At 67.8% G+C, this 25,483-nt stretch carries 23 protein-coding genes; 12 read left to right on the forward strand and 11 right to left on the reverse strand.

The window, feature by feature from the left end:
- Nucleotides 1–9: 9 nt before the first annotated feature.
- A complete protein-coding gene (locus tag BO221_RS03430) occupies nucleotides 10–768 on the reverse strand; it encodes a class I SAM-dependent methyltransferase (protein WP_233165618.1) in 759 nt (252 codons plus the stop codon).
- Between the two features lie 183 nt (nucleotides 769–951).
- On the opposite strand from BO221_RS03430, the gene BO221_RS03435 reads away from it, so the two are divergent.
- Nucleotides 952–1,806, forward strand: a complete 855-nt coding sequence (locus BO221_RS03435; protein WP_073558854.1) for a CARDB domain-containing protein — start codon at nucleotides 952–954, stop codon at nucleotides 1,804–1,806.
- A gap of 110 nt (nucleotides 1,807–1,916) precedes the next feature.
- Here the strand turns inward: BO221_RS03435 and BO221_RS03440 are convergent, their stop codons facing one another.
- From BO221_RS03440 to BO221_RS03455, 4 genes are all read right to left on the reverse strand, one after another.
- Nucleotides 1,917–3,419, reverse strand: a complete 1,503-nt coding sequence (locus tag BO221_RS03440) for an SBBP repeat-containing protein (protein WP_083680711.1) — start codon at nucleotides 3,417–3,419, stop codon at nucleotides 1,917–1,919.
- Nucleotides 3,420–3,665: 246 nt separating this feature from the next.
- A complete protein-coding gene (locus BO221_RS03445; protein ID WP_073558856.1) occupies nucleotides 3,666–6,800 on the reverse strand; it encodes an efflux RND transporter permease subunit in 3,135 nt (1,044 codons plus the stop codon).
- 11 nt (nucleotides 6,801–6,811) lie between these two features.
- Nucleotides 6,812–7,999, reverse strand: coding sequence for an efflux RND transporter periplasmic adaptor subunit (locus BO221_RS03450; protein ID WP_073558857.1), 1,188 nt, complete (start codon nucleotides 7,997–7,999; stop codon nucleotides 6,812–6,814).
- 267 nt (nucleotides 8,000–8,266) lie between these two features.
- Nucleotides 8,267–9,409 (reverse strand): cystathionine gamma-synthase, encoded by a 1,143-nt coding sequence (locus tag BO221_RS03455; RefSeq protein ID WP_073558858.1) that lies wholly within the window; start codon nucleotides 9,407–9,409, stop codon nucleotides 8,267–8,269.
- A 134-nt stretch (nucleotides 9,410–9,543) separates the two neighbouring features.
- On the opposite strand from BO221_RS03455, the gene BO221_RS03460 reads away from it, so the two are divergent.
- Together BO221_RS03460 and BO221_RS53370 are read left to right on the forward strand one after the other, a co-directional pair.
- Nucleotides 9,544–10,521: a class I SAM-dependent methyltransferase gene (locus BO221_RS03460; protein ID WP_073558859.1), complete on the forward strand. Its 978-nt coding sequence runs from the start codon at nucleotides 9,544–9,546 to the stop codon at nucleotides 10,519–10,521.
- Nucleotides 10,522–10,720: 199 nt separating this feature from the next.
- The gene (locus tag BO221_RS53370; RefSeq protein WP_143195235.1) at nucleotides 10,721–11,440 is read left to right on the forward strand and encodes a hypothetical protein; all 720 of its coding nucleotides are present in this window, start codon (nucleotides 10,721–10,723) and stop codon (nucleotides 11,438–11,440) included.
- Between the two features lie 151 nt (nucleotides 11,441–11,591).
- On the opposite strand, the gene BO221_RS55335 is transcribed toward BO221_RS53370, so the two are convergent.
- Nucleotides 11,592–11,939 carry a hypothetical protein gene (locus BO221_RS55335; RefSeq protein ID WP_198956068.1) on the reverse strand — a complete coding sequence of 116 codons (348 nt, stop codon included), beginning with the start codon at nucleotides 11,937–11,939 and terminating at the stop codon, nucleotides 11,592–11,594.
- Nucleotides 11,940–12,068: 129 nt separating this feature from the next.
- On the opposite strand from BO221_RS55335, the gene BO221_RS03465 reads away from it, so the two are divergent.
- The 3 genes from BO221_RS03465 to BO221_RS03475 all read left to right on the forward strand — a co-directional run bounded on the left by BO221_RS03465 (nucleotide 12,069) and on the right by BO221_RS03475 (nucleotide 14,168).
- The gene (locus BO221_RS03465; protein WP_369864226.1) at nucleotides 12,069–12,494 is read left to right on the forward strand and encodes a hypothetical protein; all 426 of its coding nucleotides are present in this window, start codon (nucleotides 12,069–12,071) and stop codon (nucleotides 12,492–12,494) included.
- A gap of 157 nt (nucleotides 12,495–12,651) precedes the next feature.
- Nucleotides 12,652–13,347: a hypothetical protein gene (locus tag BO221_RS03470; RefSeq protein WP_073558860.1), complete on the forward strand. Its 696-nt coding sequence runs from the start codon at nucleotides 12,652–12,654 to the stop codon at nucleotides 13,345–13,347.
- A 95-nt stretch (nucleotides 13,348–13,442) separates the two neighbouring features.
- On the forward strand, nucleotides 13,443–14,168 hold the full coding sequence (locus BO221_RS03475; protein ID WP_073558861.1) for a hypothetical protein: 726 nt from the start codon (nucleotides 13,443–13,445) through the stop codon (nucleotides 14,166–14,168).
- Between the two features lie 78 nt (nucleotides 14,169–14,246).
- Here BO221_RS03475 and BO221_RS03480 read toward each other — a convergent pair whose 3' ends face one another.
- Together BO221_RS03480 and BO221_RS03485 are read right to left on the reverse strand one after the other, a co-directional pair.
- Entirely contained in the window at nucleotides 14,247–14,765 is a 519-nt protein-coding gene (locus tag BO221_RS03480; RefSeq protein WP_073558862.1) for an FxsA family protein, read from the reverse strand.
- 65 nt (nucleotides 14,766–14,830) lie between these two features.
- Nucleotides 14,831–15,343: a hypothetical protein gene (locus tag BO221_RS03485; RefSeq protein WP_083680713.1), complete on the reverse strand. Its 513-nt coding sequence runs from the start codon at nucleotides 15,341–15,343 to the stop codon at nucleotides 14,831–14,833.
- A gap of 28 nt (nucleotides 15,344–15,371) precedes the next feature.
- Here BO221_RS03485 and BO221_RS03490 point away from each other — a divergent pair, with 28 nt between their 5' ends.
- From BO221_RS03490 to BO221_RS03510, 5 genes are read left to right on the forward strand one after another with little or no spacing between them, the layout of a single operon-like run.
- Nucleotides 15,372–16,664 (forward strand): class I SAM-dependent rRNA methyltransferase, encoded by a 1,293-nt coding sequence (locus BO221_RS03490; RefSeq protein ID WP_083680714.1) that lies wholly within the window; start codon nucleotides 15,372–15,374, stop codon nucleotides 16,662–16,664.
- A gap of 40 nt (nucleotides 16,665–16,704) precedes the next feature.
- Nucleotides 16,705–17,196 (forward strand): YkgJ family cysteine cluster protein, encoded by a 492-nt coding sequence (locus BO221_RS03495; RefSeq protein WP_073559451.1) that lies wholly within the window; start codon nucleotides 16,705–16,707, stop codon nucleotides 17,194–17,196.
- The gene (locus tag BO221_RS03500) at nucleotides 17,193–17,678 is read left to right on the forward strand and encodes a hypothetical protein (RefSeq protein ID WP_073558864.1); all 486 of its coding nucleotides are present in this window, start codon (nucleotides 17,193–17,195) and stop codon (nucleotides 17,676–17,678) included. The genes BO221_RS03495 and BO221_RS03500 overlap by 4 nt, the downstream gene beginning before the upstream one ends.
- Entirely contained in the window at nucleotides 17,675–18,769 is a 1,095-nt protein-coding gene (locus BO221_RS03505) for a glycerate kinase (protein WP_073558865.1), read from the forward strand. Before BO221_RS03500 ends, BO221_RS03505 begins: the two co-directional genes overlap by 4 nt.
- A 49-nt stretch (nucleotides 18,770–18,818) precedes the next feature.
- Nucleotides 18,819–20,135, forward strand: a complete 1,317-nt coding sequence (locus BO221_RS03510) for a hypothetical protein (protein ID WP_073558866.1) — start codon at nucleotides 18,819–18,821, stop codon at nucleotides 20,133–20,135.
- A gap of 25 nt (nucleotides 20,136–20,160) precedes the next feature.
- On the opposite strand, the gene BO221_RS03515 is transcribed toward BO221_RS03510, so the two are convergent.
- From BO221_RS03515 to BO221_RS03525, 3 genes are all read right to left on the reverse strand, one after another.
- Entirely contained in the window at nucleotides 20,161–21,075 is a 915-nt protein-coding gene (locus BO221_RS03515; protein WP_073558867.1) for a hypothetical protein, read from the reverse strand.
- A 3-nt stretch (nucleotides 21,076–21,078) separates the two neighbouring features.
- Complete coding sequence (locus tag BO221_RS03520) at nucleotides 21,079–23,745, reverse strand: TonB family protein (RefSeq protein WP_073558868.1); 2,667 nt, start codon at nucleotides 23,743–23,745, stop codon at nucleotides 21,079–21,081.
- Between the two features lie 76 nt (nucleotides 23,746–23,821).
- Nucleotides 23,822–24,628 (reverse strand): methylase, encoded by an 807-nt coding sequence (locus BO221_RS03525; protein ID WP_073558869.1) that lies wholly within the window; start codon nucleotides 24,626–24,628, stop codon nucleotides 23,822–23,824.
- Nucleotides 24,629–24,695: 67 nt separating this feature from the next.
- Between BO221_RS03525 and BO221_RS03530 the strand changes: the two genes are divergently transcribed.
- Nucleotides 24,696–25,475 carry a helix-turn-helix domain-containing protein gene (locus BO221_RS03530; RefSeq protein ID WP_073558870.1) on the forward strand — a complete coding sequence of 260 codons (780 nt, stop codon included), beginning with the start codon at nucleotides 24,696–24,698 and terminating at the stop codon, nucleotides 25,473–25,475.
- Nucleotides 25,476–25,483 lie beyond the last annotated feature (8 nt).

Consider the following 25,483-nt stretch of genomic DNA (forward strand, 5'->3'; position numbering starts at 1 on the left):
GGTAGGTCGTCAGGACGCCGGAGGCGCGGGCTTCCCCGTCGAGGGCCGGTACTCGTGGATCCACACGCGCTCGAGGCCCCAGGTGAAGAGGACACGGTGGCTCGACAGGCGCACGAAGTCCTCCGCCTCGATGGGGTGCATCACCGTGAGCACGCGCGTGCCGGGCGCACAGGTGCGCAAGCGCGCCACGAACCGGGCCTTCGTCTCCGGGGTGAGCGCCAGCCAGTTGGTGAAGACGTGGGTGGCATCCGACAGGTCCGCCTGGGCCCCGTCCCCCTGCACGAGCGTGATGCCGGCGGGGGCCAGCCAGTGCGCCATGCGCGTCACGTGCTCGTCGAGCAACTCCACACCCCTGGCCTCGGCCCCGAGCCACCGTGCCGCGAGCAGCACCCGCCCCCGCCCCGCTCCCAGGTCCACCAGCCGGCTGCCCGGGCCCACACCAGCGCGCCGGAACACCCAGAGCGCCGACATGAGGGGCGTCTCCCCGTAGATGAGCTCGCGCATGCGCTGGCCCGTGGACCGGAGCGCGAGCACCACCTCGAAGGAACGCCGGGCCCGGTAGGGCGAGCGCAGCCGCTCGGCGAGCCACAGGCCCACATAGGGCCGCACCAGCGCGGGCCGCACCACCAGCAACACCGCGTCCGTCAGCCGGGTGATGAGCCCCAGCACCATCGCCCAGAGCTGCACGACGAGGCGCTGGAAGAACGGAAGATCGAACGCCGCCAGGTCCTCCTCATCCTCTTTCTGGCTGGGGCGTGAAGGGTCCACGCACGCCATTCAACCCCGTCCCCCCCGGTGGCGGCAAACCATGGAGATTGCGTACCATGTTTTCCCATTTTGACTGGCTAGGCATGATTTGCTAGTTTCGCTGGCATCATGACAAAGAAAGCCACTGCTCCGTTTCTAATCCTTTTCTTGCTCGCAGCCGGTTCCGCCTCGGCGCAGGTACAGATGCTCACCGTCAGCGTCCCCTCCACCGTGGCGAATCCCATCAGCAGCGGGTTCAACATCAACTACACCATGACTGGGAGCAAGGCAGGGCTGGCCTCGGCCCAGGTCACCTTCTACATGTCGACCAGTCCGACCGGCAGCACCGGCGTCTATCAGCTCGCCTCGTTCCAGATCACTCTCAACCCCAACATCCACGGGACCTTCAGCCCGCCCACGGGCACGCAGACGCGCTTCATCTCCGCATCTGGCCTGCCGTCGAATACGTATTCGCTGTGGCAGAGCATCGTCGCGGCGTGTCAGCCGCAAACCTGGTATGTGCTGGGCCGGGTGGACGTGAACAACATCGTCTCGTCCTCTGCCTCGCAGATGGGCACCACCAAGCAGCCCGACTTCTTCTTCACCGCGGGAACGCTCAGCCCGGCATCGATCCAGCCCGGCGGCACCACCAACATCTCGTTCGATGTGTACACGCAATGCCCCGCCAGCAGCGCGTCCACGGTGGGCCTCTTCCTGGCCGATGCCAGCTACAACCCACTGGCCTATATTGGAGGGGTTTCCGTGGCGGCGGGCTCGGGCACGTCCTCTCTGTCGCCCACGCCCATCACCTTCACCTCCATTTCCCCGGGCAACTACACCATCCTGCTGGTCGCCGACGTGGATGGAGTGGTCTCCGAGAGCAATGAGAGCAACAACGTGGGCGCCTTCGAGCTGACCGTCACCACCCCGCTGAAGGCGGGCGTCAGCGAGGAGGGCGAGGCGAAGCTGAACGTGGAGCTTCCGGTCGAGATCCCCCCCGGGTTGTATGATCCCCGGATGGGCGGGGCCGCCAACTACATCCGCCAGACGCCGTTCTGATTCGAGGTACCCGAGCGCTGTCCTGGCTGAAGGCTCCGCCGGACAGCGCTCCAATCCAGGCTGGGAGAATGGCTCAACATCCAGTCTCATGAGCCTCAACGCCAGTTCGGTCAGTACATCTCTCCACTCGAATTGAATTTCATCAAGAAGACATCGGTTCGATTGTAGAGATTGGTGCGGCCTGGGAAAATGCTTTCCGAAGAACCGCCGACGAAGACGTTGCCCTTGCCGTCCGTGACCACTCCGGCAGGCCGGTCGCGCCCCACTTCACCCGTTTGCTGAACCCACTGGCGCGCTCCGGCATTATCAATCTTCATGACGAACGTATCCTCCTGGCCCTGTTTTTCGAAACCAGGGAAGTGGGTCAAGGTCTCGCCCACCACGTAGACATGACCACTCTTCTCGAGCGCCACCCCGGCCACGGCGCTGGCGGCGAGACCCAGTGGATGGGTCCACTGCTCGGCACCCGTCGCCCCGTCAAACTTCATGACCTGCCACTCTCGCCCCGCTGTACCTGCCACATAGGCGGCGCCATTGTCGTCAAGGGCCACTCGGGTGTTCTCGCTCTCGAATTGCTTGACGAACATCAGCGCGCCAGTTCCGTCGAATTTCAGGACATAACTGCCCGAGGTGCTATGACCGTTCAACTCCTTACCCACCACATAGACATTGCCAGCGCGATCCGTGGCCGCCCCATTCACGGAATCGTTGCCGAATCCGCCCCATTGCCGGGTCCACTGGCGCACTCCGTCGCCGCCGAGCTTCATGACGAACGTGTCTGAGTGGCCCCCATTCGTGAAATCCGGGAAGCTCCCCTCCGTGGTCCCCACCACGTAGATATTGCCGTCGCCGTCAGTGCCCACCGCCTTGGCATAATCAGCCTTCGCCGTACCCAGTTGCTGAACCCACTGACGCGCCCCATCGCCGTTGAACTTGATGACATAAGCATCCGCGTTGCCCTGGGAGGTGAATCCGGGGAAGCTCCGGCTCGAGGAACCCACGACATACACGTTGCCGTCGCCATCCAATGCCAGCCCTTCAGGCCGGTCGTCACCATCAGAGCCCAGTTGCTGGACCCACAGAAGCTCTCCGTCATTGTCGATTTTCATGACGAACAGGTCCGTGCCCCCCATGTTGATGAATCCGGGGAAGTATTTGGTGGTATGGCCCGCCACGAAGACATTGCCGCTGCTGTCGGCAACGATTCCCGCCGAAACGCGCTCCTCACCGGACTCCAGGGAATTCAGGGTGCCATAGGGGATCGGAAACTTTGACGTGTATCGGTAGGCGGCGGACTTCGTGACGGAACCATGAGCGGTGGTGACCACCACGTCCCAGGTTCCGACCGTCCCCGGAGGCGTCTTGCCCTCGATGATGTCTTTGCTGACAACGGAGAGGTCCACGAGCTCCTTCCCCCCGACCGTGACCGAGACCACGTCGCTGAAGTTGTTCCCCATGATCGTGATCTCGGTCCCCCCTGTCAGGGGCCCCGCCCCCGGAGAGATCAAAGCGATGAGGGGCGGGGAGTCCGGAGATGACGGGAAGAAACACCCGGCCATCCACGGTACCACCAGCGAAAGACACAGAACCGAGCACAACGTCCGAGGATTCATTGGCTTGCCTCCAGTGAAAAACCGCTTTCGTACCGCTCCAGCCCTGTCTACTTGGGCCTGTCTCTGGAAACGAATCAAGAGAATCCTTGGAATCCTTCAAGGTGCCCGCGTGAAACACGAAGGGCCTCCGCTTCCAGACACGGAAGCGTGAGGCCCTTGGCCGGGGTTTGAACCCGGGTACTTCCGATACCCTCACCCCGTCCCTCTCCCGGGGGGAGAGGGGAAATTGGGCGGCGGGGTAATGGTTCAATTCGTGGCTTCGGGGAGACTCGCCTCCGTGTTTGTCACGATCCGCCGGCTGAGCAGCCGCATGATGAAGACGTAGAAGACCGGCACGAAAATCACCGCGAGCACCGTGGCCGATAGCATTCCCCCGAGCACTCCCGTTCCAATGGCTCGCTGGCTGGCCGCGCCGGGCCCACTCGCGATGGCGAGCGGAACCACTCCCAACGTGAAGGCGAGCGACGTCATGAGGATGGGACGGAAGCGCAGCTGCGCCGCCTCGATCGCCGCGTCCAGCAGCGGCTTGCCCTGCTCCCGGAGCTCCTTGGCGAACTCGATGATCAGAATGGCGTTCTTCGCCGACAAGCCGATGATCGTGATGAGCCCGACCTTGAAATACACATCGTTGTCCATTCCCCGGAGCATGACGGCCAGCACCGAGCCGAGCACTCCCAGGGGAACGACGAGCAACACGGCCAGGGGAATGGACCAGCTCTCATAGAGGGCCGCCAAGCACAGGAACACGAACAACAGCGACAGGGCGATCAGGAACGGAGCCTGCGAGCCCGACTGGATTTCCTGCAGCGATTGCCCGCTCCAGTCGAAACCAAACCCGCGCGGGAGCTGGCTCGCCAGGCGCTCCATCTCCTGGATGGCTTCACCGCTCGAACGGCCCGGAGCCGCGCTCCCGCCAATGCGGGCCGAGGGGTAGCCGTTGTAGCCGATCACCTGGGAGGGCCCCATCCGCCAGTCCACCGTGGCGAAGGTGGACAGGGGCACCAGGGTCCCCTCGCGGTTGCGTACGTTGAGCGCGAGGACATCCTCCGTCTGCATGCGCCGGTTTCCATCCGCCTGGACGATCACCCGCTGCATCCGGCCCGCGTTGGGAAAGTCACTGGAGTAGGCCGAGCCCAGGTTGGTGGAGAGCGTCTCGTTGATGTCGGCGAATGTGATGCCGAGCGCACTCGCCTTCTCGCGATCGATGCGGAGCTCGACCTGCGGCGAGTTCTCCAGACCCTCGAACGACACGCCGGCGAGGATGGGACTCTGGGCGGCGGCCGCCACCAGTTGATGCCTCGCGGCGGCGAGCGCCTCCTGTCCCAGGCCCGCCCGGTCTTCCAGCCGGAAGGAGAAGCCCCCCGTGGTTCCCAGTCCCTCGATGGGCGGTGGCGCGAACGCGAAGATGAAGGCATCCCGCACCGCCGAGACCGCCCCGTTCACCCGTGCGGCGATGGCATCGGCGCTGTCCTCCGCTCCTCGCTCCGACCAGGGCTTCAACGTCGCGAAGCTCAAGGCCGCGTTCTGACCCTGGCCGTAGAAGCTGAAACCCAGGATGGCCACGACCCGCTCCACGCCCGGCTCCGCCTGCAGCGTCTTCTCCATCTGGACCACCGCGTCCAGCGTCCGGTTGACCGTGGCCTCCGCTGGCCCCTGCACTCCGAGGATGAGGAAGCCCTTGTCCTCGCTCGGAATGAAGGACGAGGGGAGCCGGACGAACAGCCAGCCGAGGGCCGCGAACACCGCGACGTAGATGAGCATGAACCGGCCAGCACGATGCAGGGTGCGGCCCACGAACCCACGGTAGGCGTTGGACGTGCGCTCGAAGCCACGGTTGAACCAGCCGAAGAACCCCGTGCTCGCATGCGCGTGCCCCCGGGTGACAGGCTTCAAGAAGGTCGCGCAGAGCGCCGGCGTCAGGGACAGGGCGAGCAGCGCCGAGAACAGGATGGACACCACCATGGTCAGCGAGAACTGCTTGTAGATGACGCCGACGGAGCCAGGGAAGAAGCCCATGGGCACGAAGACGGCGCTGAGCACGAGGGTGATGCCGATGACGGCTCCCGTGATCTGCTTCATGGCCTTCTGCGTGGCTTCACGCGGAGACAGGCCCTCCTCGCTCATGATGCGCTCCACGTTCTCGATCACCACGATGGCGTCGTCCACGAGGATGCCGATCGCGAGCACCATGGCGAACATGGTGAGCACGTTGATGGAGAAGCCCATGGCGTACAGCACCCCGCAGGTGCCGAGCAGGGCGATGGGGACGACGAGGGTGGGAATGAGCGTGTAGCGGATGTTCTGGAGGAACAGGAACATCACCAGGAAGACCAGCACCACCGCCTCGGCGAGCGTGTGGAGGACCTTCTCGATGGACACGCCCACGAACGGGGCCGTGTCATACGGAATGTCGTAGGCGATGCCCGCCGGGAAGAACCGGGACAACTCCTCCATCTTCGCGCGGATCGCCGTCGAGGTCGCGAGGGCATTGCCCTCGGGAGACAGCTGGATACCGATGGCCGCGCTCGGCTGGCCATTGAGCCGTGAGGAGATGGAATAGTTCTGCCCGCCCAGCTCCACGCGGGCCACGTCCCGCAGGCGCACGGAGGAACCATCCGCGTTCGCGCGAAGCAGGATGGCACCGAACTCCTCCGGCGAGGTCAACTGACCCTTCACCAGCACGGTCGCCGCGACCTTCTGGGTCGCCGGTCCGGGGGGGGCACCGAGCGAGCCCGCCGCGACCTGGGCGTTCTGCGCGCGAATGGCGTTCATCACGTCCTGGGTGGTGAGACCCACGCCCCGCAGCCGGATGGGATCCACCCAGACGCGCATGGCGCGCTCGAAGGAGAAGGGCTGCGCCCGGCCCACGCCCGGGATGCGCCGCAACTCATTGACCACGTTGCGCGCGACGTAATCCCCCAGGGCGAGCTCGTCGATGGAGCCGTCCTTGGAGCGCAACGTCACCAGCATGAGGAAGCCACTGCCCGCTTCGTCGATCTGCAGGCCCTGCTGCATCACGACGAGCGGCAACCGGGGCTCGACCCGTTTGACGCGGTTCTGGAGCTCGACGGCGGCCAGGGCGGGGTCCGTCCCCGGCTCGAAGGTCGCGGTGATGGTGATGGCACCCGTCGCTTCACTGGTCGACTCGAAGTAGAGCAACGACTTCGTGCCGTTGAGCTCCTCCTCGATGATGCGCGTGACGCTCTGGTAGATGTCCTCGGGCGACGCGCCCGGGTAGAAGGTCGAGAGGGTGAGCTGCGGCGGCGCCACGTTGGGGTACTGCGACACCGGCAGGTTGGGGATGGCGAGCACGCCCGCCATGATGATGAACAGCGCGATGACCCAGGCGAAGATGGGCCTGTCGATGAAGAAACGAGGCATGGCGGTAGGCCCTATCGGGGCTGGGAGGGTTGGATGCCGGCGCCAGACGTGGTCCAGGCCACGGGCCTGACCGGTGAGCCCGCGCCGAACTTCTGGAAGCCCTCGACGATGACCTGCTCGCCCGCCTTCAGGCCTTCTTGAATCACCGCCTGCTCCTGGTAGGTGCGGGAGACGCGCACCGGGCGCACCTCGGCGGTGCCCTTGCCCGAGACCACGAAGACCTGGGACTTGCCCGTGTTGTCGCGCTGGATGGCCTGCTGGGGCACGACGAGCGCCTCGCTCAGGGTGCCTTGCTCGACGCGTCCCCGCACGTACATGCCAGGAAGGAGCTCCGCGTCCGGATTGGGGAACTCCCCGCGCAGCGTCACCTGGCCACTGCCGGGATCCACCGAGACATCCGAGAAGAGCAGCCGCCCCGCCTTCTCATAGAGAGCACCATCGTCGAGGATCAGCTGGATGTTCGCGTGCTCGGAGGAGCCGCCCTGGACGTGCCCGTCCTTGAGGGCCTGGCGCAGGCGGCGGAGCTCCATCGCGGGCTGGGTGAAGTCCACGTAGACCGGATCGAGCTGCTGGATGAGCGCGAGCGCCGTGGGATCTCCCGCGCTCACGAGCGCGCCTTCCGTCACCAGGGCCCGGCCAATCCTTCCCCCGATGGGCGCGCGGATCGTCGTGTACTCCAGGTTGAGCTCCGCGCGGCGCAGCGCCGCCTTGGCCGCCGCCACATCCGCCTCGGCACGCCGGAGGGCCGCCTGGAGCGTCTCGTGCTGCTCCTGGGTGACGACACCGTCGGCCAGGAGCTTCTCGCCCCGTTGCGCCTGCTGGAGGGCCTCCGAGGCCGTCACCTCGGCCCTCGCCAATACGGCCTTCGCGCTGGCGCGCTCGACCTCGTACATCGACGCGTCGAGCTTGAAGAGCACATCTCCCGCCTTCACGCTGCCGCCCTGCCGGAAGACGCGCTCGACGATGATGCCGGACACGCGCGGACGCACCTCGGCGCTGCGCATCGGGGCGATGCGCCCCGGCAATTCATCGAGCACCGGAATGCTCGAGGGTTGCAACGTGATCGCTCCCACCTCCACGGCTGGAGGGGCGCCACCCGGAGGGGGCGCTTCGGATGGCTTGTTGCACGCCGCGCTCCCCAGAAGGGAAACGAGGGCGAGCGTGGAGAAGAAGGGCGTCCGGGTTCGAGCGGAGGGCATGGGGCGTTCCTGGACGGTCCAGGACCTGGACTGCTGACGGGTGAGGATGAAAACAGAGCCACGGCACACACCGGCCACGCGGGGGCACGCGGTCAGGTGGACGGCCCGGTTTATCAAAGAGGACCCCTCCCTGGTCAATTCGGTGGAAGGAACCTCGTAGTACGAGAGACTGGTTATTCCCGGCGCATCACCGCGCGTGAAACACGAAGGGCCTCCGCTCCGTGACGCTGGAGCGTGAGGCCCTCGGCCCCGAAGGGGACATCAGGCTCAGGCCACGTCGAGCGCCTGCTTCAGGTCATCCACGAGGTCCTGCGCGTCCTCGATTCCCACCGACAGCCGGATGAGCCCGTCCGAGATGCCCAGCTGATCGCGCGTCTCCTTGGGCACCGACGCGTGCGTCATGATGGCCGGGTGCTCGATGAGCGACTCCACGCCACCGAGCGACTCGGCGCACGCGAAGATCTTCACCGTCTTGAGGAACTTGCGCGCCGGCTCCAGCCCGCCCTTGATGTCGAAGGTCATCATGCCGCCGAAGCCCTTCATCTGCTTGCGCGCCAGCGCGTGCTGCGGGTGGCTCTCCAGGCCGGGGTAGGTGACCTTCTGCACCTTCGGGTGCGTGGCGAGGAACTGGGCCACCTTCAGCGCGTTCTGCGCGTGGCGCTCCATGCGCACGCCCAGCGTCTTCACGCCGCGCAGCACCAGGAAGCAGTCCATGGGGCCCGGCACGCCGCCCACCGCGTTCTGCAGGAAGTACATCTTCTGCGCCAGCTCCTCGTTGCTGGTGCACACGAAGCCGCCCACCACGTCGCTGTGGCCGTTGATGTACTTCGTCGTCGAGTGCGTCACCACGTCGAACCCCAGGTCCATCGGACGCTGGAAGTACGGCGTCATGAACGTGTTGTCGCACACCGAGAGGATGTTCCGCTTCTTCGCCGTCTCCGCGATGCGCGCCAGGTCGATCAGCTTGAGCATCGGGTTGGTGGGCGACTCCACCCACACCATCTTCGTCTTCGGGGTGATGGCCTTCTCGAAGTTGTCCGGGTTGGACAGGTCCACCCAGGAGAAGTTCAGGCCGTGGCGCCGGAAGACCTTGTCGAAGATGCGGAAGGTGCCGCCGTACACGTCGTCGGACACCACCACGTGGTCCCCGGACTCCAGCATGTGCATCAGCATGTCCGAGCCCGCCAGACCCGAGGCGAACGCGAGGCCATGCTTCGCCCCTTCCAGCGCCGCCAGACAGTCCTGGAGCGCGTTGCGGGTGGGATTCTGGGTCCGGCTGTACTCGAAGCCCTTGTGCTCCCCGGGGCCCGCCTGGACGTAGGTGGAGGTCAGGTAGACCGGCGTCATGATGGCGCCCGTCGTGGGATCCGGCTCCTGGCCGGCATGGATGGCGAGGGTATCGAAGCGCATGGCCGGGGGCCTATCACACTCCCCTTCCCCCCGGGAGTGTCAGCCGGGCCCAGCCGCCCGTCCGGAAGACTTGCCCCAGGGCGGGGAGTCGGAGAAGAGAGGGCCGTGGCCGTACGGGAGAGGACAGGGCAGTCATGACGCAGGGCAGCGGAACGGCGGTGGGGATGTTCGAGAACCGCCTGCGCAAGAACGTGAAGCACTTTCGCAAGTGGGCCAAGGCTCGCGGGCTCACCGCCTTCCGCGTGTACGACCGGGACGTCCCCGAGTACACCTACGCGGTGGACCTCTACGCGGACCGGGTGCACCTGGTGGAGTACCCCCGCCGCCGGGCCCTCAAGAGCCTGGAGGAGCAGCGGGCCGAGGTGCTCGCCGCGGTGAGCACCGTGCTGGAGGTGCCCCCCGAGCGCGTCCACGTGAAGACGCACCTGCCCCAGCCCTGGGGCCGCTCGCAGTACGGCCGGGTCGGCGAGGGCACCGAGCGCCTCGTGGTGGAGGAGCAGGGGCTGAAGTTCTGGGTGAACCTCGGCGACTACCTGGACACCGGCCTCTTCATGGACCACCGGCTCACGCGCGCCCGGGTGCGTGACGAGGCGAAGGGGAAGAGCTTCCTCAACCTCTTCTGCTACACGGGCGCCTTCACCGTGTACGCCGCCGCGGGCGGGGCTTCCCGCACCCTCAGTGTGGACCTGTCCAACACCTACCTGGACTGGGCCGAGGAGAACCTCGCGCTCAACGGGCTGTCGGACCCGCGCCACGCCCTGCTGCGCGCCGATGCCATGGCCTGGGTCCAGGACCAGCGCCAGGAGCCCGAGCAGACCTTCGATCTGGTGGTGTGCGATCCGCCTTCCTTCTCCACCTCGAAGAAGATGCAGGGCACCTTCAACGTGCAGCGCGACCACGTGCGCATGCTGGAGGGCATCCGGGAGCTGATGAATCCCGGCGGCGTCCTCTACTTCTCCACCAACTTCCTCGGCTTCGAGCTGAAGGACACCGCCGTCCGCGGCTACGAGTCGGTGGAGGAGCTCACGCCCGGCTCCATCCCCGAGGACTTCCAGCGCAAGGAGATCCACCGCTGCTGGCGCATGGTGGCGCCTCGCGCCGGGGTCCGCTGAGCCGCAGGCTCAGATACGGCAAACCCCTTAGCTGGAAGGCCCACTCCAAAAGACCGTGCTGTGAACCAAGTCACTGCATTGGCGCACAGGCCGCCCTAAGAAGCAGGTTACACCCGTGCATCCAAGAGCCGCCCCGTGGTGGACACTCATCACAGGGGCGGGCTCACGCCATGGAAGCACCTACCCGAAGGAATGTGACATGAAGAACCTGTTGGCGATTCCCTGCCTGATGTTCCTGTTGGCGGCATGCGGAGGTACCTCCACGGTGGAGGAGATTCCTGGCGAGGAGGAATCTCTCGCCACGGTGCAGTCCGAGTTGGATGATCCCCCGCCTCCTGAAAACACCATCGAATGTGGTCTGGTGTGCCCCGCCGGCTACGCTCCCACTGTCTATGGATGTTACGGCAGTAGCGGTTGTGGCCCCTGCCCCTCCACCGGAGATAAGTATACCACGGTGAATGGAACGGGTTGCACCCTCATCAAAGTGGACAAAGGCTATGCGGCCTGTGGCCTCGGCGACTATATGTCGGCCGGCCACTACATCTCCGGATATGTCATCAGCAGGTATTGCGATGCGGTCACCTCGTCCAATGGGGGAACGAAGCCGAACAAGACCGGTTACCCGGCCTTGCCGGGTGACGACTATACATTCACCGCCTGTGGCATGGGCTGTCCCGCTGGCTATTCTGTCTTGAGCTATCGTACCGACTCGGGATGTGACCCCTCGGGCGCGACCCCCACTCAAAAGAACTCCACCTCTTGCAGGCGGATCGTCGACCCGACCTGGGACCAGCAGATCTGTGGCATCGTCGGGTGCCCGTCCGGGTTCACCTTTGGCGGCTACCTGCACACCTCAGCTTGCAGGCAGCCCGGCGATAGCACGACCGGGGACAACACGACGATTTGCAATGGCATCTGATCCAACGGCGTTCCCAGGCAGCGGATCCTTCGGTCCGCCGCCGTAAGCGTGGACCAGAAGAGGGCGGAGCATACGTCCCGTGCTAGACCGGGACCATGTCTCTGCCCTCGTGCTCGCTGGAGGGCATCCGGGAACTGATGAACCCCGGCGCTCAGATGCGGCAGACGCCTTCCACGCAGCGCTCGCCCGAGGGACAGTCGCAGTTGACGGAGCACGTCTTGCCGCTGCTCGGGGTGGTCGAGGGCATGCAGTAGCCAATCCTGCACACGGAGCCGCTGGGGCACGCGGTGCTGGAGGTGCAGGGCGAGCGGCAGGCACCGTCCACGCAGTCCGAGCCGGTGGTGCACTGCGCCGCGCTGGTGCACGCGGGGGACGGGCGCGGACGGCACAGGCCACTCGCGCACGTCTCCGTGGAGGCGCACTGCGAGTCGTAGGAGCAGCCACTGAGGCAGGCGCCGTTGATGCAGTAGCTGCCCGAGGCACAGTCCGTGTTGCGCACGCAACCGCCCGGCGTGCCCGCGTCCCCGGGAGACGGCGGCGTGCCCGCGTCCCCAGCAGGAGGCGCCGGGCAGGAGGTTCCGCCATCGGCCGGAGGAGGACGGGTACCGCCGTCACCCTCAGTGTGGATTTGTCCAACACCTACCTGGACTGGGCCGAGGAGAACCTCGCGCTCAACGGGCTGTCGGACCCGCGCCACGCCCTGCTGCGCGCCGATGCCATGGCCTGGGCCCAGGACCAGCGCCAGGACCCCGAGCAGACCTTCGATCTGGTGGTGTGCGATCCGCCCTCCTTCTCCACCTCGAAGAAGATGCAGGGCACCTTCAACGTGCAGCGCGACCACGTGCGCATGCTGGAGGGCATCCGCGAGCTGCTGAACCCCGGCGGCATCCTCTACTTCTCCACCAACTTCCTCGGCTTCGAGCTGAAGGACACCGCCGTCCGCGGCTACGAGTCGGTGGAGGAGCTCACGCCCGGCTCCATCCCCGAGGACTTCCAGCGCAAGGAGATCCACCGCTGCTGGCGCATGGTGGCGCCTCGCGCCGGGGGCCGCTGAACCGCGGGCTCAGATGCGGCAGACGCCTTGCTGGAAGGCCCGCTCCAAAAGACTGTGCATATGAACCAGTTCACTGCATGGGCGCGCAGGCTGCCCTAAGAAGCAGGTCACACCCGTGCATCCACACCTTGGAAGCACCTACCCGAAGGGCTGTGACATGAAGAACCTGTTGGCGATTCCCTGCCTGATGCTCCTGTTGGCGGCATGCGGAGAAACCTCCACGGTGGAGGAGATTCCTGTCGAGGAGGAGTCTCTCGCCACGGTGCAGTCCGCGTTGGATATCGCCGTCTGTGGTCTGATCTGCCCCTCCGGCTACGCTCCCACGGGCTATGGATGTTACGGCAGTAGCGGTTGTGGCCCCTGCCCCTCCACCGGAAGTTCGTATACCTCGGTGAATGGAACGGGTTGCACCCCCATCACGAGCGGTGGCTATGCGGCCTGTGGACTGGGCGACTACCTGACGGCCGGCCACTACGTCGCCGGGTATTCCATAAACAGGTATTGCGATGCGGTCACCTCGTCCAATGGGGGAACGCAGCCGAACAAGACCGGTTACCCGGCCTTGCCGGGTAACGACTATACATTCATCACCTGTGGCATCGGCTGTCCCGATGGCTATTCCGTCGTGGCCTATCGTACCGACTCGGGATGTGAGCCCTCGGGCGCGGCCCCCACTCAAAAGAACTCCACCGCTTGCAGGCGGATCGTCGCCACGACCTGGGACCGGCAGATCTGTGGCATCGTCGCGTGCCCGACCGGGTTCACCTTTGGCGGCTACCTGCACACCTCAGATTGCAGGAAGCCCGGCGATGGCACGACCGGGGACAACACGACGGTTTGCTATGGCACCTGATCCAACGGTGTTCCCAGGCAGCGGCTCCTTCGGTCCGCCGCCGTAAGCGTGGACCAGAAGAGGGCGGAGCGTACGTCCCGTGTTAGACCGGGGCCATGTTCTCCGCCCTCTCCGTGCTCGCCCTGCTGCTCTCAGCGGATGGGACCCAGAATCCGAAGAAGGAGTCCCCTTCCCCTCCCGTCCAGGTGACCGCGCTCGCCGTGGACGTGGACTTCGTCTGCCGCACCCCGAGCACCCAGAGCCTCGTCCTCACCCCCAAGGCCCAGGCCCAGCTCGAGGTCCCCAAGGACTGCCCCGATGCCCGCGCCGACTGGCGCCTCTCCGTCGACTGCGCTGACGAAAAGCGCTGCTCCGGCGACATCCGCAACCGGGAGGAAGTCATTGCCCGTATCGAGGGCTCGCGGAAGCTGCTCACCGTCACCCCCGTCTCCCCTCAGCATCCCCAGACCCTGGACTTCCTGGCCGTGCGTATCACCGGCCAGCACTCGCTCGCGCTGGAGACGCCCGTCGAGCACCGGCCCCCCGTGCAGCTGTTGCTCCAGGTGCCCGCCGTGACGGGCGTCTACACCCTGTCGCCCTCCGAGCCGGAGCCGCTCTCGCTGGACTTCGAGCACCGCGGTAAGCGCTTGAAGCTGTATGCCCGCGCCTCTCGCGCGGATGCCACCCACGTCCGTCTCGAGCTGTGGAACGCCCGGAAGGAACTGCTGCTGGATGCGAATCTCGAGATGGACAAGCCCCGCGAGCTCGAGTGCCAGCGGCTCGAGGATATTTGCGAGGGCGTGATGAAGTTCTGGGTCCGCGAGTACCAGCGCGTCCTCTGAGGCACGGGCAGCCAGGACGGTGACGGGCACCCTCACCCCGTCCCTCTCCCGGGGGGAGAGGGGATATCTGCGCCCGTCCTACTCGGTGAACTCCGCGTCGGTTTCGTCCCCCGGCTTCCGTTCGATTCGTGGCCGTGAGGCTCGGGGCACGTGGGGCTGGTCTCCTGAAGGACTCCCGAATGGCCCTCCGGGGAACGGTCCCGACTGGAAGGTTGTGACGCGCAGCGTGCCCTCCGCCATGCGGCGCTCGAGTCTCCGGCGCACCAGCTCGGCCACGAGCCGCCGCGTCGGCGGGAACAGCAGGAAGAGCCCGACGACGTCGGTGAACACCCCCGGAGACACCAGCAGCACCCCGCCCACCAGCACGAGCACCCCACCCACCAGGCCCTCGTCCGGCATGCGGCCCCGCGCGAGCGACTCCTGCCAGCGGCGGAGCACCCGCAGGCCCTCCTTCTTGGCCAGCCAGGCACCGACCACGCCCGTGAACAGCACCCCGGCCACCGTGGGCCAGAAGCCCACCTCGCGGCCTATGGCCAGCAGCAGGTACAGCTCGATGAAGGGGACGACCGTGAACGCCAGCAGAAGGTACTTGAACACCTGCCCAACCTAACGCCTGGGGCACGTCAGCGCTCGGAGGAACGTGTGGAGGCTCCTTCTCTTTTTCAGCCTCCGAGCTGCGTGTTCATCCAGCTGACCAGCAGGTACAGCAGCGTGAAGAAGATCCCAACCCCGAGCACGAACTTCGTCGTCGGCTGGAAGCCCTCGCTCGTGGACGTGTCGATGGGCATGGCCGAGCCCACCCCGAGCATCTCCCCCGCGTAGCGCGCGGTGCGCTCGTACTGGTCCGCCACCACTCCGTCGTCGTGGGCGTTGAGCTCGCGCCCCAGCTGCGGATCGAAGAGCCGGACCTCCGCCTCCCGGGCCAGCTCCGCCCCCTTGGAGACCACCTCGCGGACGAGCTCGCTCTGGTGCTCCAGGGGAATGCGCACCTCCGTGGCCACCCACTGGCCCCCCTCACGCAGCGGGTGCACCTCCACCGCGCCGTTTTCCAGCAGCCAGGTCCGCCCACCGCCCGGCTGGGCCTTCGCCCCCCGGGCTTCCAGGAGAGCGTCCACCCGGGCGCTGTCGAAAGGCGTCCCCGGGACCATGGATTGAAGGAGCAGGTCGTATCTCACGCGGTTTGGAGTATACGCCGCACCAGCCATGCCCAAGCCAACCTCAGGACCCCGTCACGATCGCCGCCCCGGTGGCCCCCCCGGCCGCAACAAGCGCCCCCCCCAGCGCCCGGAGAAGCCCGCCCCGGACCGGACCACCCCGGACATCGGCCAGGACGGGCTCCCCCAGGTCTCGCTCGTCCGCCGGGGCGTCGAGCGCTGGCAGGCCGGCCACCCGTGGATCTACCGCGCCGACCTCAACGGCGACCCCGCCCTCCAGGGGGGCGAGGTGGTGCGCGTCGTGGACGCCCGCGGCTGGTTCCTCGGCAAGGCCTTCTATTCGAAGCACTCCAAGATTTCGCTGCGCTGGCTCTCCTACGAGGACGTGCCGGTGGACACCGACTTCTTCCGCCAGCGCCTGGCCCAGGCCGACGCGATGCGCCGCCGCGCCCTGCCCGGGGAGAACACCTACCGCGTGATACACGGTGAGGCCGATTTGATCCCCGGCCTCGTGGTGGACCGCTACGGCGATTACCTGAGCGTGCAGTTCCTCGTCGCCGGCACCGAGCAGCGCAAGCAGCTCCTCACCGACCTGCTCGTGGAGCTGTTCAAGCCACGCGCCATCGTCAACCGCTCGGACGTGGGCGTGCGCGCGCTGGAGGGCCTGCCCCAGGAGAAGGGCGTGCTGTACGGCACCCAGCCCGGGCCGGTGCCCTATGACGAGGGGCTCGTGCGCGTGCGCGCGGACCTGCTCGAGGGCCAGAAGACGGGCTCCTTCCTGGACCAGCGGGAGAACCACGTCATGGCCTCGCAGTACGCCTTCGGCGAGGCGCTCGACTGCTTCTCGTACGTCGGTGGCTTCGCGCTGCAGCTCGCCACGCGGGCCCAGAAGGTCACCGCCGTGGAGATCTCCGAGCAGGCGGCGGCCCAGCTGCGCGAGAACGCGGCCGCCAACAAGCTGCCCAACGTGGAAGTGGTGGTGGCCAACGCCTTCGACTTCCTCCGCGATGCCGTGGACGAGGGCCGGCGCTTCGACACCATCGTCCTGGATCCGCCCTCGTTCGCGAAGAACAAGGACGCCATCGAGGGCGCCTTGCGCGGGTACAAGGAGATCAACCTGCGCGCCATGCAGCTCTTGCGGCCGGGCGGCTATCTCATCTCCGCGAGCTGCACGTACCACATCGACGAGCAGGGCTTCGAGGACATGCTGGCCTCGGCGGCGGCGGACGCGAAGCGGCGGGTGCAGATCATCGAGAAGCGCGGCGCGGGCAAGGACCACCCCGTACTGCTCAACCTGCGCGAGACGCGCTACCTGAAGTGCTTCGTCCTCCGCGTGTTGTGAGCAGGCCCGTCCCGGTGGGATGATCCCCATCGCGGAAGCCATGCGACACCCCGACTGGGAAGACGATACGGACGAGGCCCCCACGGCCCCGGGCTCGCGCGAGGAGGCGCGGGCCCTGCAGGAGCTGCGCGCCATCTACCGGCAGGCGGATGCGGCGTACGCGCCCTTCTCGTGCCCGGCGAGCGGCGAGTGCTGCCAGCTCTCGACGACGAAGCGGCAGCCGTGGCTGTGGTACCCCGAGTGGTTGATGCTGGCCCGCCACCATCCGCTGCCGCCTCCGAGGGAGGACGGCGGCTGTCCCTACCTGGACGCCGCGGGCAAGCGCTGCACCGTGTACGCGGAGCGCCCGTTCGGCTGCCGCACCTTCTTCTGCGAGCGCATCCGGGGCCCCGCGCGTCAGCCAGCGGACACGGTGACCGCCCTGCTGCTGCGGCTGGAGCGCGTCTCCCAGCGGCTGCTGCCATCGTTGACCGGACCCCGCCCCATCCTCGAGTGGCACGCGGAGGCCTCTCTCCGCGAGGAGGAATCATGAGCTCCATGCCGTGGCGCAGCGCCGTCGTGTCCCTCGTTTTCTTCCTGTCCGGCTGTGCCTCCAGTGCCAGCGGGGCCCTTTCCAGTGCCGCGTTGAACACGGCCGTGGCGCTCGGCACGTCCGCCATCTCCCGCTCACAGGGCGGGTGCTACGCCGCCTGCCCCGTGGGGACCACCTGCAACGAGGCCACCGGCTACTGCGATCCCCTCCCCTGCCGCGGCGAGTGCGACCCCTTCGAGGAGTGCATCGAGGACAAGCTGGTCTACCAGTGCGTCGCCCAGGGCTCGCCCCGGGGGAACATCATCGTCCATCCGTCCGAGGCCCGTTCCTCCGAGCCGCGCCCCTCCGGGACGAGCGCCTCCGAGCCGCGCACCTCCGGGCCGAAAACCGACGTGCCCCGGGCCTCCAAGCTGAGGACCGACGTGCCCCTGCTCACCCCCGAGCCCTCGTCCGAGGTGCGCACGGCGGAACCCACGCCGTGAGCCGCTGGCTCGTCGCCCCCCAGGAGTTCAAGGGGACCCTCACGGCCGCCGAGGCCGCCGCCGCCCTGGCCGAGGGGTTGCGCCAGAGCGCGCCCGGCGTGGAGTTGGACGTGGCGCCGCTCGCGGACGGTGGGCCGGGCACGGTGGACGCGCTGCTCGCGGGCGTGGGCGGCGAGCGGGTGACGTGCACCGTCCCGGGGCCGCTCGGCGCTCCCGTGCGAGCCACCTACGGGCTGCTGGACTCAGGGCGCACGGCCGTCATCGAGATGGCCGCGGCCTCCGGGCTGACCCTGCTCGCGCCGGGTGAGCGAGACCCCCGGCGAACCACCACCGAAGGCACCGGCGAGCTGATGCGCGCGGCGCTGGAGCGGGGTTGCGAGCGGCTCATCCTCGGGCTCGGGGGCAGCGCCACGAATGACGGAGGCACGGGGGCGCTCACTGCGCTCGGGTTCCGGTTCCTCGATGCACACGGTGCGCCCTTGCCTCCGGGCGGGGCCGCGCTACGGCGGCTCGCACGGGTGGACACGAGCGGACGGCATCCACGGCTCTCGAAGGTGGAGCTGCTGGTGGCCACGGATGTCACCGCGCCGCTGCTGGGACCGGACGGAGCCTCGTACCTCTTCGGGCCCCAGAAGGGCGCTGACGCGGCCACTGTCGTCGAGCTGGAGTCGGCCCTGGCCAGGCTCGCCGAGGCCGTCGCCCCCGGACTCGCCCAGACGCCAGGCGCGGGGGCGGCGGGAGGCTTCGGTTACGGGCTCCTGGCCCTGGCCAGTGGGAAGATCGTCTCCGGATACGAGCTGGTGGCCCGGACGCTCCGGCTGTCCGAGCGGCTCGCCGCCGCGCAGGCCGTGCTCACTGGAGAGGGACGCTTCGACCGGCAGACGGCGCTCGGCAAGGGCCCTGGCTCGCTGGCGAAGGAGGCTCGGACGCTCGGCAAGCACACGGTGATGTTCGCGGGAGCCGTCGTGCCCGGCACGGAGAGTGGGCCCTTCGACGAGGTGGTGGAGGTGTCCGCGCTCGCGCCACCCGGTGTTTCCCATGCCGAGGCCCTGCGCCACGCCGGTGCATGGTGGGCCGCCCGGCGGCGGTAGACTCGGAGCCCACCATGAGACCACTCCTTCGCACGCGTGAGGCCACGGAATGAAGGCGAACAGCCCGGTCCGGACGATCTTCAGCATCCTGGTGGGCTGCGTCCTCCTGGTGCTGGTGACGCTCCTCGGTATCTACTGGCGATTGCAGTATCGCTCCCGTCAGGCGGGTGACGTGCTGATCGCCGAGGCCTGGGCCCTCACCTCCGCCTCCGAGCGGGTGGTACGCCCCTCTCACTCGGCCCCGCCCTTGCCCGGCACGCTCCGCGAGGCACTCGAGCCGCTCATGCCGGAGCTCAGCAGCCTCTACGCGGATAGCAGCATGCTGAGCAGCGACAACACGCTGCTCCAAGAGTACGAAGACGTCCAGCATGGCAGGCGCCCCCTCTCGGAGCTGCCAGGCTCCTACCGTGAGCTGTTCGAGCAGGACAGGCTGTTGATACAGCGCGCGCTCCGGGCCTCCCGAGCCGAGCTGGGAGGACTGCCCAGGGGACTGGGAGAGCTCGACACGCCCAACCATCGGTGGTCAGACAACATGCTCTCGAGTGTCCTCGGGTTCGCCACATTGGAGGTCCGGAGACAGCTCGAGGACGGGCAGGCCGACGCCGCGCTGGAGACCTGCCTGGACGGGCTCGCGCTCGCGCGGGATGTGGCCTACGGGACCGGAGCTTTTGGCGCGCAGGTCTCCGCCTCGGGTTACGAGTCCCTGTTCCTCCCATGTGCCGATGCACTCGGCCGTGCCACCCCCGAGGATCAGAAGCAGTCCACGCAGGCACTCCGGCGGCTCCGAGAGGGACTGCGCCCCCTCTCCCGGGCCGTGCGCGAGGAGAGCGTCTCGCTCCCCCTCAACGTGGTCAGCGAGATGCTCGCCCCGGAGCAGCTCGAGGCGCTCCCGGAGGGAGCCAAATACCGAGCCCTCCATCCCTCCGTCAGCTGCATACAGCCCCGCTTCGAGGCCCTCTACCTGCTGCACGACTGGCCCATCTTGATGGAGTACCTCCAGCAAGTCGCACCGATCATGGATCTCCCTTCAGAGCAACGCCTCGCCCGGCTGGTGGCACTGGAGCGGCTTTCTGGGAGCCTGTGGTACGTGGGTACCCCCCATGACGCATGGACGTCGCGCTACGAGAAGTCCGCCACCCAGGTGGACGGGCAAAGGGCCCGGGTGGACCTGCTGCTCGCGCTGGCCCTGGTGAAGGCCCACCGCGCCGAGCACGGCACGTGGCCCACCACCCTCCCCCCGCTCTACCCCGAGCGCGAGGTGCTGCTCCCCACCGCGTTGAAGCTCCAACCCGCCGAGGGAGACACGCTGCGCCTCGTCCCGGAAGCCGCGGCCCTCCAGGAGCTCTCACTGACGGCGGCGCCCTGAGCACGCGGAGCCCAGGGGCCACGGCTCACGGCGTGTACTTCACCGTGCGCTCCAGCCAGGACATGCCACCGCGCCCATCACGCGCCACCACCCAGAAGCGAACCTCCTGGGCCTGCGCGTTGCGCGGAGGCGTCCACTCCACCCGGTGCCGCGCCACCCCACCGCCGAGGTCCGCCCCGCCCGTCGTGTTGGGAGAGAAGGACCCCAGCGTGGCGTGCCACGCCACCTCCCACGCCTCCTGGAGATTCACCGGCTTCAGCTCGAAGGAGGGCACCACGTACGCCTCCTCCCGCCCGGTGAGATCCGGCACCGTCACCTCGAAGGGGCCCGGGCCGGACAACTCGCGCGGCACGCCCGCCACCCACGGCTCGCCCGCCAGCACCAGGTCCGGCAGCTCCGGCTGCACGTTGGCCTGCATCTCCGGGAAGAAGCGGCAGCCATACACCATCAGCTTCTGCGCGTAGATCTGCTCGTCCCCGCCGCGCACCCACAGCACCAGCGGCATCCGCACGCCGCCCAGGCCGTTGTAGAGATCCTTCTCGAGAATCCGCTGCACCAGGAAGGTGCCGTCCCCCAGCCGCGACGTGCCAGGCCCCGGGAACAGGTCGATCACCAGCTCGCCGCCCTTCGTCACCCCGCGCGCCAGCTCCACGCGGTCCTCGCGGCAGGTGTCATCATCCTGCGAGGAACAGGTCCACAGCGTGTAGTCCAGCTCGCGGCCCTCGCCGGCTGGATCCGGAATGAGCGCGGTGAGGCGCACCGGACGCACCAGCGTGTCGACGAGCACCGTGGGATCGGTGGAGCACGTCTCGGCGAGCAGCTCGGGCGGATCCATCCGCATCGCGAGCACGCGCAGATCCTTCACGTTCGACGGAGTGTCCTCGGGCCCCACACAGGCGGCGCACAGGAGCAGGCCCAACAGGGCGGACAGGTGGCGCATGACTCAGAAGCTCCCCTTGACGCCGACGACCGGAAGGATCGGGATGCCAGGCACCTCGAACTGATCGCGGACACGGTAGTCGTAGAAGGTCGCCTCCACGTTGGAGGCGTTGTAGACGTTCTGCACGTCGATGTAGGCGTTGAGCGTCCAGCTCTGGAAGATCCAGTTCTTGTCCAGCCGCAGATCCAACTGGTGGAAGGGCTGGAAGCGGATGGAGTTGGTGGGCCCGAAGGTGCCCGTGAAGTTGTTGCGGTCCACGTCGTAGCGGTCGAACGTGTGCTGCAGCGGCGTGGTGGGCCGGCCGGTGACGTAGCGCATGCGCGCGCCCAGCTCGAAGCCAAAGGGCAGCCGGTAGCTGGCCACCGCGGTGAGGATGTGCGTCTGGTCCCACGTGGTCAGGCGGTAATCGTTGCTGCCCACGCGCCGCTGCTCGGAGCGGTTGAGGGTGTAGGCCAGCCAGCCGAAGAAGTCGCGCGTCACCGCGTGCCGCAGCATCACCTCCATGCCGTAGGCGCGCCCCAGACCCCGGTTGGAGTACGGGTAGCGCGTGAGCGTGCCGTCCTCGTTGCGCACCGTATCGCCCGGGGAGACGACCAGGTCGTAGCGCCGGTTGTAGTAGCCGGTGACGTCCACGCTGATGATGTCGGTGAGCTGCTGCTCCACGCCCAGGCTCGACTGGAAGGAGCGCTCGTGGGTGAGGGCCGGGTTGCCCAGCGGCGCCGGCTCCAGGTTGAAGGCCTCCGGCGGCTGGCTGTAGAGGCCGAGGCTGCCCTTGAAGGCCGTCTTCTCAGTGGGCTGCACGCGCACCCAGAGCCGGGGGTCATAGGCGAAACGGTCCTGCCCGTAGATGCGGGCGTAGGTGGCGCGCAGACCGGGCGTCACCGTCACCGGCCCGGCCTTCACGTCCATCTCGGCGTAGAGCGCGCCGTCGAAGGTGTTGGCCACGCGCCGGATGTCCTGCAGCTCCACCTTGGGCTCGCCGCCGGGGAATGCCGGATACTGGATGCCGCCGAGGAAGGGGACCCGCCCCTCGCCCACCAGGTGCTCGAAGCGCACGTCCGCGCCACCGCGCGCGGTGAGCCAGGGCAGCACCTCCAGGGCCAGGTCCTCGCGCGCTCCGAGCGACCAGATGCTCGCATCCAGCTTCGTCTCGCCGAAGCCGAAGCTCCCCAGGTCATAGCCCGCGTACGGGGTGAACACCGAGGTGAAGTTGCCACGGCGGTACGTCCAGTCACCCTTGACGCGGTGGAAGAGCGTGCGCGCGTCCACGGTGATGTCACGGTTGCGCCCACCTCCCGAGGCCACCACGTTGAGCAGGTCATCCGAGCCGAAGGCCATCACGTAACCGGAATGACGTCCTCCGGGACCTGGCTCGCTGCCCCGCTTCGCGCCGAAGTCCACGCGCACCTGGTAGTCCCAGTAGCGCGGCAGCACGAGCAACGTGCCGCCCTGGGGATCCTCGGGCAGCACCATCGGCAGGAGCACGTCCACGTACGAGCGGCGCGCGGCACCGGCGATGGAGATGCCCTCGGTGACGGGGGCCTCGAGGAAGAAGCCCGAGTCCAGCAGGTCCACCTTCACCGAGCCGTGCAACGTGTCGGAGGAGCCCTTGCGCGTGGCCACGTCCACCGCGCCGCCGATGGCCCGGCCGTAGCGCGAGCCGAAACCGCCCGGATAGAAGTCCACCCGGTCGATGAACTCGGCGTTGAGCACCGAGGGCCCACCGCCCAGGTGATAGAGCAGCGGCACCTCCACGCCGTCGAAGAAGGTGAGCGTCTGGTCCGGCGAGGCTCCACGGACGATCAGCTGGCCGGCGATGGCGGGAGCACGCGCCACGCCGGGCAGGTTCTGGATGACGCGGATGGGGTCGCCAAAGGAGCCCGGTACCTTCTGCAGCTCCTGGCGCTCCAGGGTACGGCGCACCACTTCCTTCTTCTCGCGCGCACCGCGCACCACCGTCTCGTAACCCGGGGCCTTGGGCATCAGGTAGAAGATGACCTCCGTCGTCTCGTTGGGGGCGAGCTCCTCCTTGGTGGTGAAGAGGTGGAAGTCGTTGGCCACCACGCGCACCTCACAGGTGCCGGGCACCACCTTCAGGGTGAAGCGGCCGTCCTCGTCCGAGAGCGCCTCGGGGGCCTCCGGGTCATCGCCACAGCGCACGGTGGCGCCGCCCACGCGCGAACGGCTGCCGCGCGCCAGGAGCTGTCCGGTGAGGGTGGCCTCGGGCGGGGGCGGCGGAGCGGACTCCTCCACCTTCGGCGGCTGGAGGACGAAGTTGTAGACGTACTGGATTTGAATGGGGGCGGGCGCGCCATCCACCTCGGCCGGGGAGAACTGGAACTGCCGCACCGCAGCGAGCGCCGCTTCATCGAAGCCATCGCCCACGGGCGTCACCACCTGCGCGTCGGACACCTGGCCCTTCTCGTCGATGGTGACGAGCATCTCCACCGAGGCCGTCTTCCCGGCCGCGGCGGCCTCGGGCGGGTAGACGGCTTCCACGGTTTGAATGAGCTCGGGCGCCTTCGTCAGCACCGGAGTATGGACACCGGCGTCCACCTCTTCCCGGCGTGCACCTTCGTAGGCCTGGGCCCACGCCGGCACGGAGGAAAGGGAGAGGACGGCGAGCAGCAACCAGAGGACGGAGCGATTCGAGGCCACGGTGGGGGGCATTTAAGGGGGACTTCCTCTCCGGACAACCAGGAATTCTACCGGCATTTGGGCCGGAGACGATTGCCCCGGGTTGGAATCATGGGAAGACACCGCCCGGTGGCTTCCAGAGCAGATAGCCGTGGTCGAGCAGCCACGCGTCCGTGACAAGTCCTTCGACTCGCGACGCCAGCCGGAGGACGGAGTGCCGGAAGGCCTCGGGGGGCTCGGTGTGACCCGCCTCGCGAGCCTCCTGCCACGCGGCCGTCCAGTCCGCGAAGAAGGTGTGGATGGGCTCTCCGGGCTTCACCCGGCGGCGGAAGTCCCGGGGCATCCAGTCGCGGAAGAGCACGGGCGCGAAGCCCCGGCTGAAGTCGGTGTGGAACAGCAGGGCCTCGCGCGCGAGCCCCTCGGGGACACGCCGCAGCAGGTGCGCCACCAGCACGGCCCCGGGTGTGTCCGTGCTGCCCTCGACGAGCAGCCCTCCTTCGAGCAGCGCCCCACCCAGCTTCTGGTGGATGCCGGGCACCTCCTCGGGGCGGTAGCCGCGCAGCAGGTTCATGGCACGGATGAGGCGGACGCTCTCTCCGGGCAGCAAGGGCAGCTCGAAGCCGCCCTGCCGGAAGCCGGTGAGCGCATCGGAATGGGCCTGGGCGGCCTCCACGCGGGAGGACTCCAGTTCCACGCCCACCACGGGGAGACCCGGGTGGAGCTCGCGGAAGGCCTCGGCGCTCTCGAGCGTGGTCCACGGGTGCTCGCCGAAACCGACGTCCACGAAGGCGGCCCGCGCCCAGGCACCCTCGCTCCGGAGCAGCAGGTCTCGCTCCCGGTGGAGCAGGTACACGTCGAGTGCTCGCAAGCGCCCGTGCGAGGTGCGTCCTCGGGTCTTCTTGTCCAGGGAGGTCATGGGCCGGGCCCGGGACTATATTCCGGTCATGCCCGCCACGACGCCGCCCTCTCGGTGGACGCATTGGATGCCCGCCCCCGCCCCGCTGGCGGAGCGGGTGGAGTTCCTGATGTGGGTGCCGCCGGAGGCCTCCGTCTCCCACGTGCACGAGGTGGTCCCCGACGCCAACGTGGACCTGCTCCTCGAGCTGTCGGACGAGCGCTGCCGGGCCGTGCTCTACGGACCGCTGACGCACACCATCCACGTGCCATCACGAGCGGGCCATGGCTACCTCGTCGTGCAATTCCACCCAGGGGCGATGCCCGGGCTCGTGGACGCCAGCCCCTCGGAGCTGGTCAACGGGTCCGTGGAGCTGCGCGAGGTGGCGGGCCTCTCCGTGGACGCGCTCGGAGAACAGCTGCTGGCCGCGGGCTCACCGGAGCGGATGCGCGAGGAGCTCACCCCGCTGTTGCGACGGGTACCCTACCCGCCCGGAGACAGCTTCGACCGGGCACTGCGCCACCTGCTCGCCCGGCCGGAACCGCTGCGCCCGGGCGCACTGGCGGACGCACTCCACCTCAGTACGCGCACGCTGCAGCGGGCCTTCAAGGAGCGGGTGGGCTTCTCGCCGAGGACGTACACACGCATCACTCGGCTCCAGGAGGCCCTGTCCGCGCTGCGTGAGCACCCCACCCGCTCGCTGTCCGAGGTGGCGCACCACATCGGCTACGGCGACCACGCGCACATGACGAGGGACTTCCGGGAGCTGACGGGCCGGACCCCGAGCGACTTCCGTCGACAGGACCGCGAGGGTGTTGGAATGAGACGAGCAGGCTCCAGATATAGCGCCCGCTCTGCAGGCGATTAGGCACAAGA

It is taken from the genome of Archangium sp. Cb G35 (assembly GCF_001896145.1).
Lineage (GTDB): Bacteria > Myxococcota > Myxococcia > Myxococcales > Myxococcaceae > Archangium > Archangium violaceum.

Bases quoted from the DNA above. Each gene is read 5' to 3' on its own strand.
- BO221_RS03435 (WP_073558854.1), top strand. From the start codon at position 952: ATGCTCACCGTCAGCGTCCCCTCCACCGTGGCGAATCCCATCAGCAGC.
- BO221_RS03440 (WP_083680711.1), bottom strand. From the start codon at position 3,419: ATGAATCCTCGGACGTTGTGCTCGGTTCTGTGTCTTTCGCTGGTGGTA.
- BO221_RS03445 (WP_073558856.1), bottom strand. From the start codon at position 6,800: ATGCCTCGTTTCTTCATCGACAGGCCCATCTTCGCCTGGGTCATCGCG.
- BO221_RS03450 (WP_073558857.1), bottom strand. From the start codon at position 7,999: ATGCCCTCCGCTCGAACCCGGACGCCCTTCTTCTCCACGCTCGCCCTC.
- BO221_RS03455 (WP_073558858.1), bottom strand. From the start codon at position 9,409: ATGCGCTTCGATACCCTCGCCATCCATGCCGGCCAGGAGCCGGATCCC.
- BO221_RS03460 (WP_073558859.1), top strand. From the start codon at position 9,544: ATGACGCAGGGCAGCGGAACGGCGGTGGGGATGTTCGAGAACCGCCTG.
- BO221_RS53370 (WP_143195235.1), top strand. From the start codon at position 10,721: ATGAAGAACCTGTTGGCGATTCCCTGCCTGATGTTCCTGTTGGCGGCA.
- BO221_RS03470 (WP_073558860.1), top strand. From the start codon at position 12,652: ATGAAGAACCTGTTGGCGATTCCCTGCCTGATGCTCCTGTTGGCGGCA.
- BO221_RS03475 (WP_073558861.1), top strand. From the start codon at position 13,443: ATGTTCTCCGCCCTCTCCGTGCTCGCCCTGCTGCTCTCAGCGGATGGG.
- BO221_RS03490 (WP_083680714.1), top strand. From the start codon at position 15,372: ATGCCCAAGCCAACCTCAGGACCCCGTCACGATCGCCGCCCCGGTGGC.
- BO221_RS03495 (WP_073559451.1), top strand. From the start codon at position 16,705: ATGCGACACCCCGACTGGGAAGACGATACGGACGAGGCCCCCACGGCC.
- BO221_RS03500 (WP_073558864.1), top strand. From the start codon at position 17,193: ATGAGCTCCATGCCGTGGCGCAGCGCCGTCGTGTCCCTCGTTTTCTTC.
- BO221_RS03510 (WP_073558866.1), top strand. From the start codon at position 18,819: ATGAAGGCGAACAGCCCGGTCCGGACGATCTTCAGCATCCTGGTGGGC.
- BO221_RS03515 (WP_073558867.1), bottom strand. From the start codon at position 21,075: ATGCGCCACCTGTCCGCCCTGTTGGGCCTGCTCCTGTGCGCCGCCTGT.
- BO221_RS03520 (WP_073558868.1), bottom strand. From the start codon at position 23,745: ATGCCCCCCACCGTGGCCTCGAATCGCTCCGTCCTCTGGTTGCTGCTC.
- BO221_RS03525 (WP_073558869.1), bottom strand. From the start codon at position 24,628: ATGACCTCCCTGGACAAGAAGACCCGAGGACGCACCTCGCACGGGCGC.
- BO221_RS03530 (WP_073558870.1), top strand. From the start codon at position 24,696: ATGCCCGCCCCCGCCCCGCTGGCGGAGCGGGTGGAGTTCCTGATGTGG.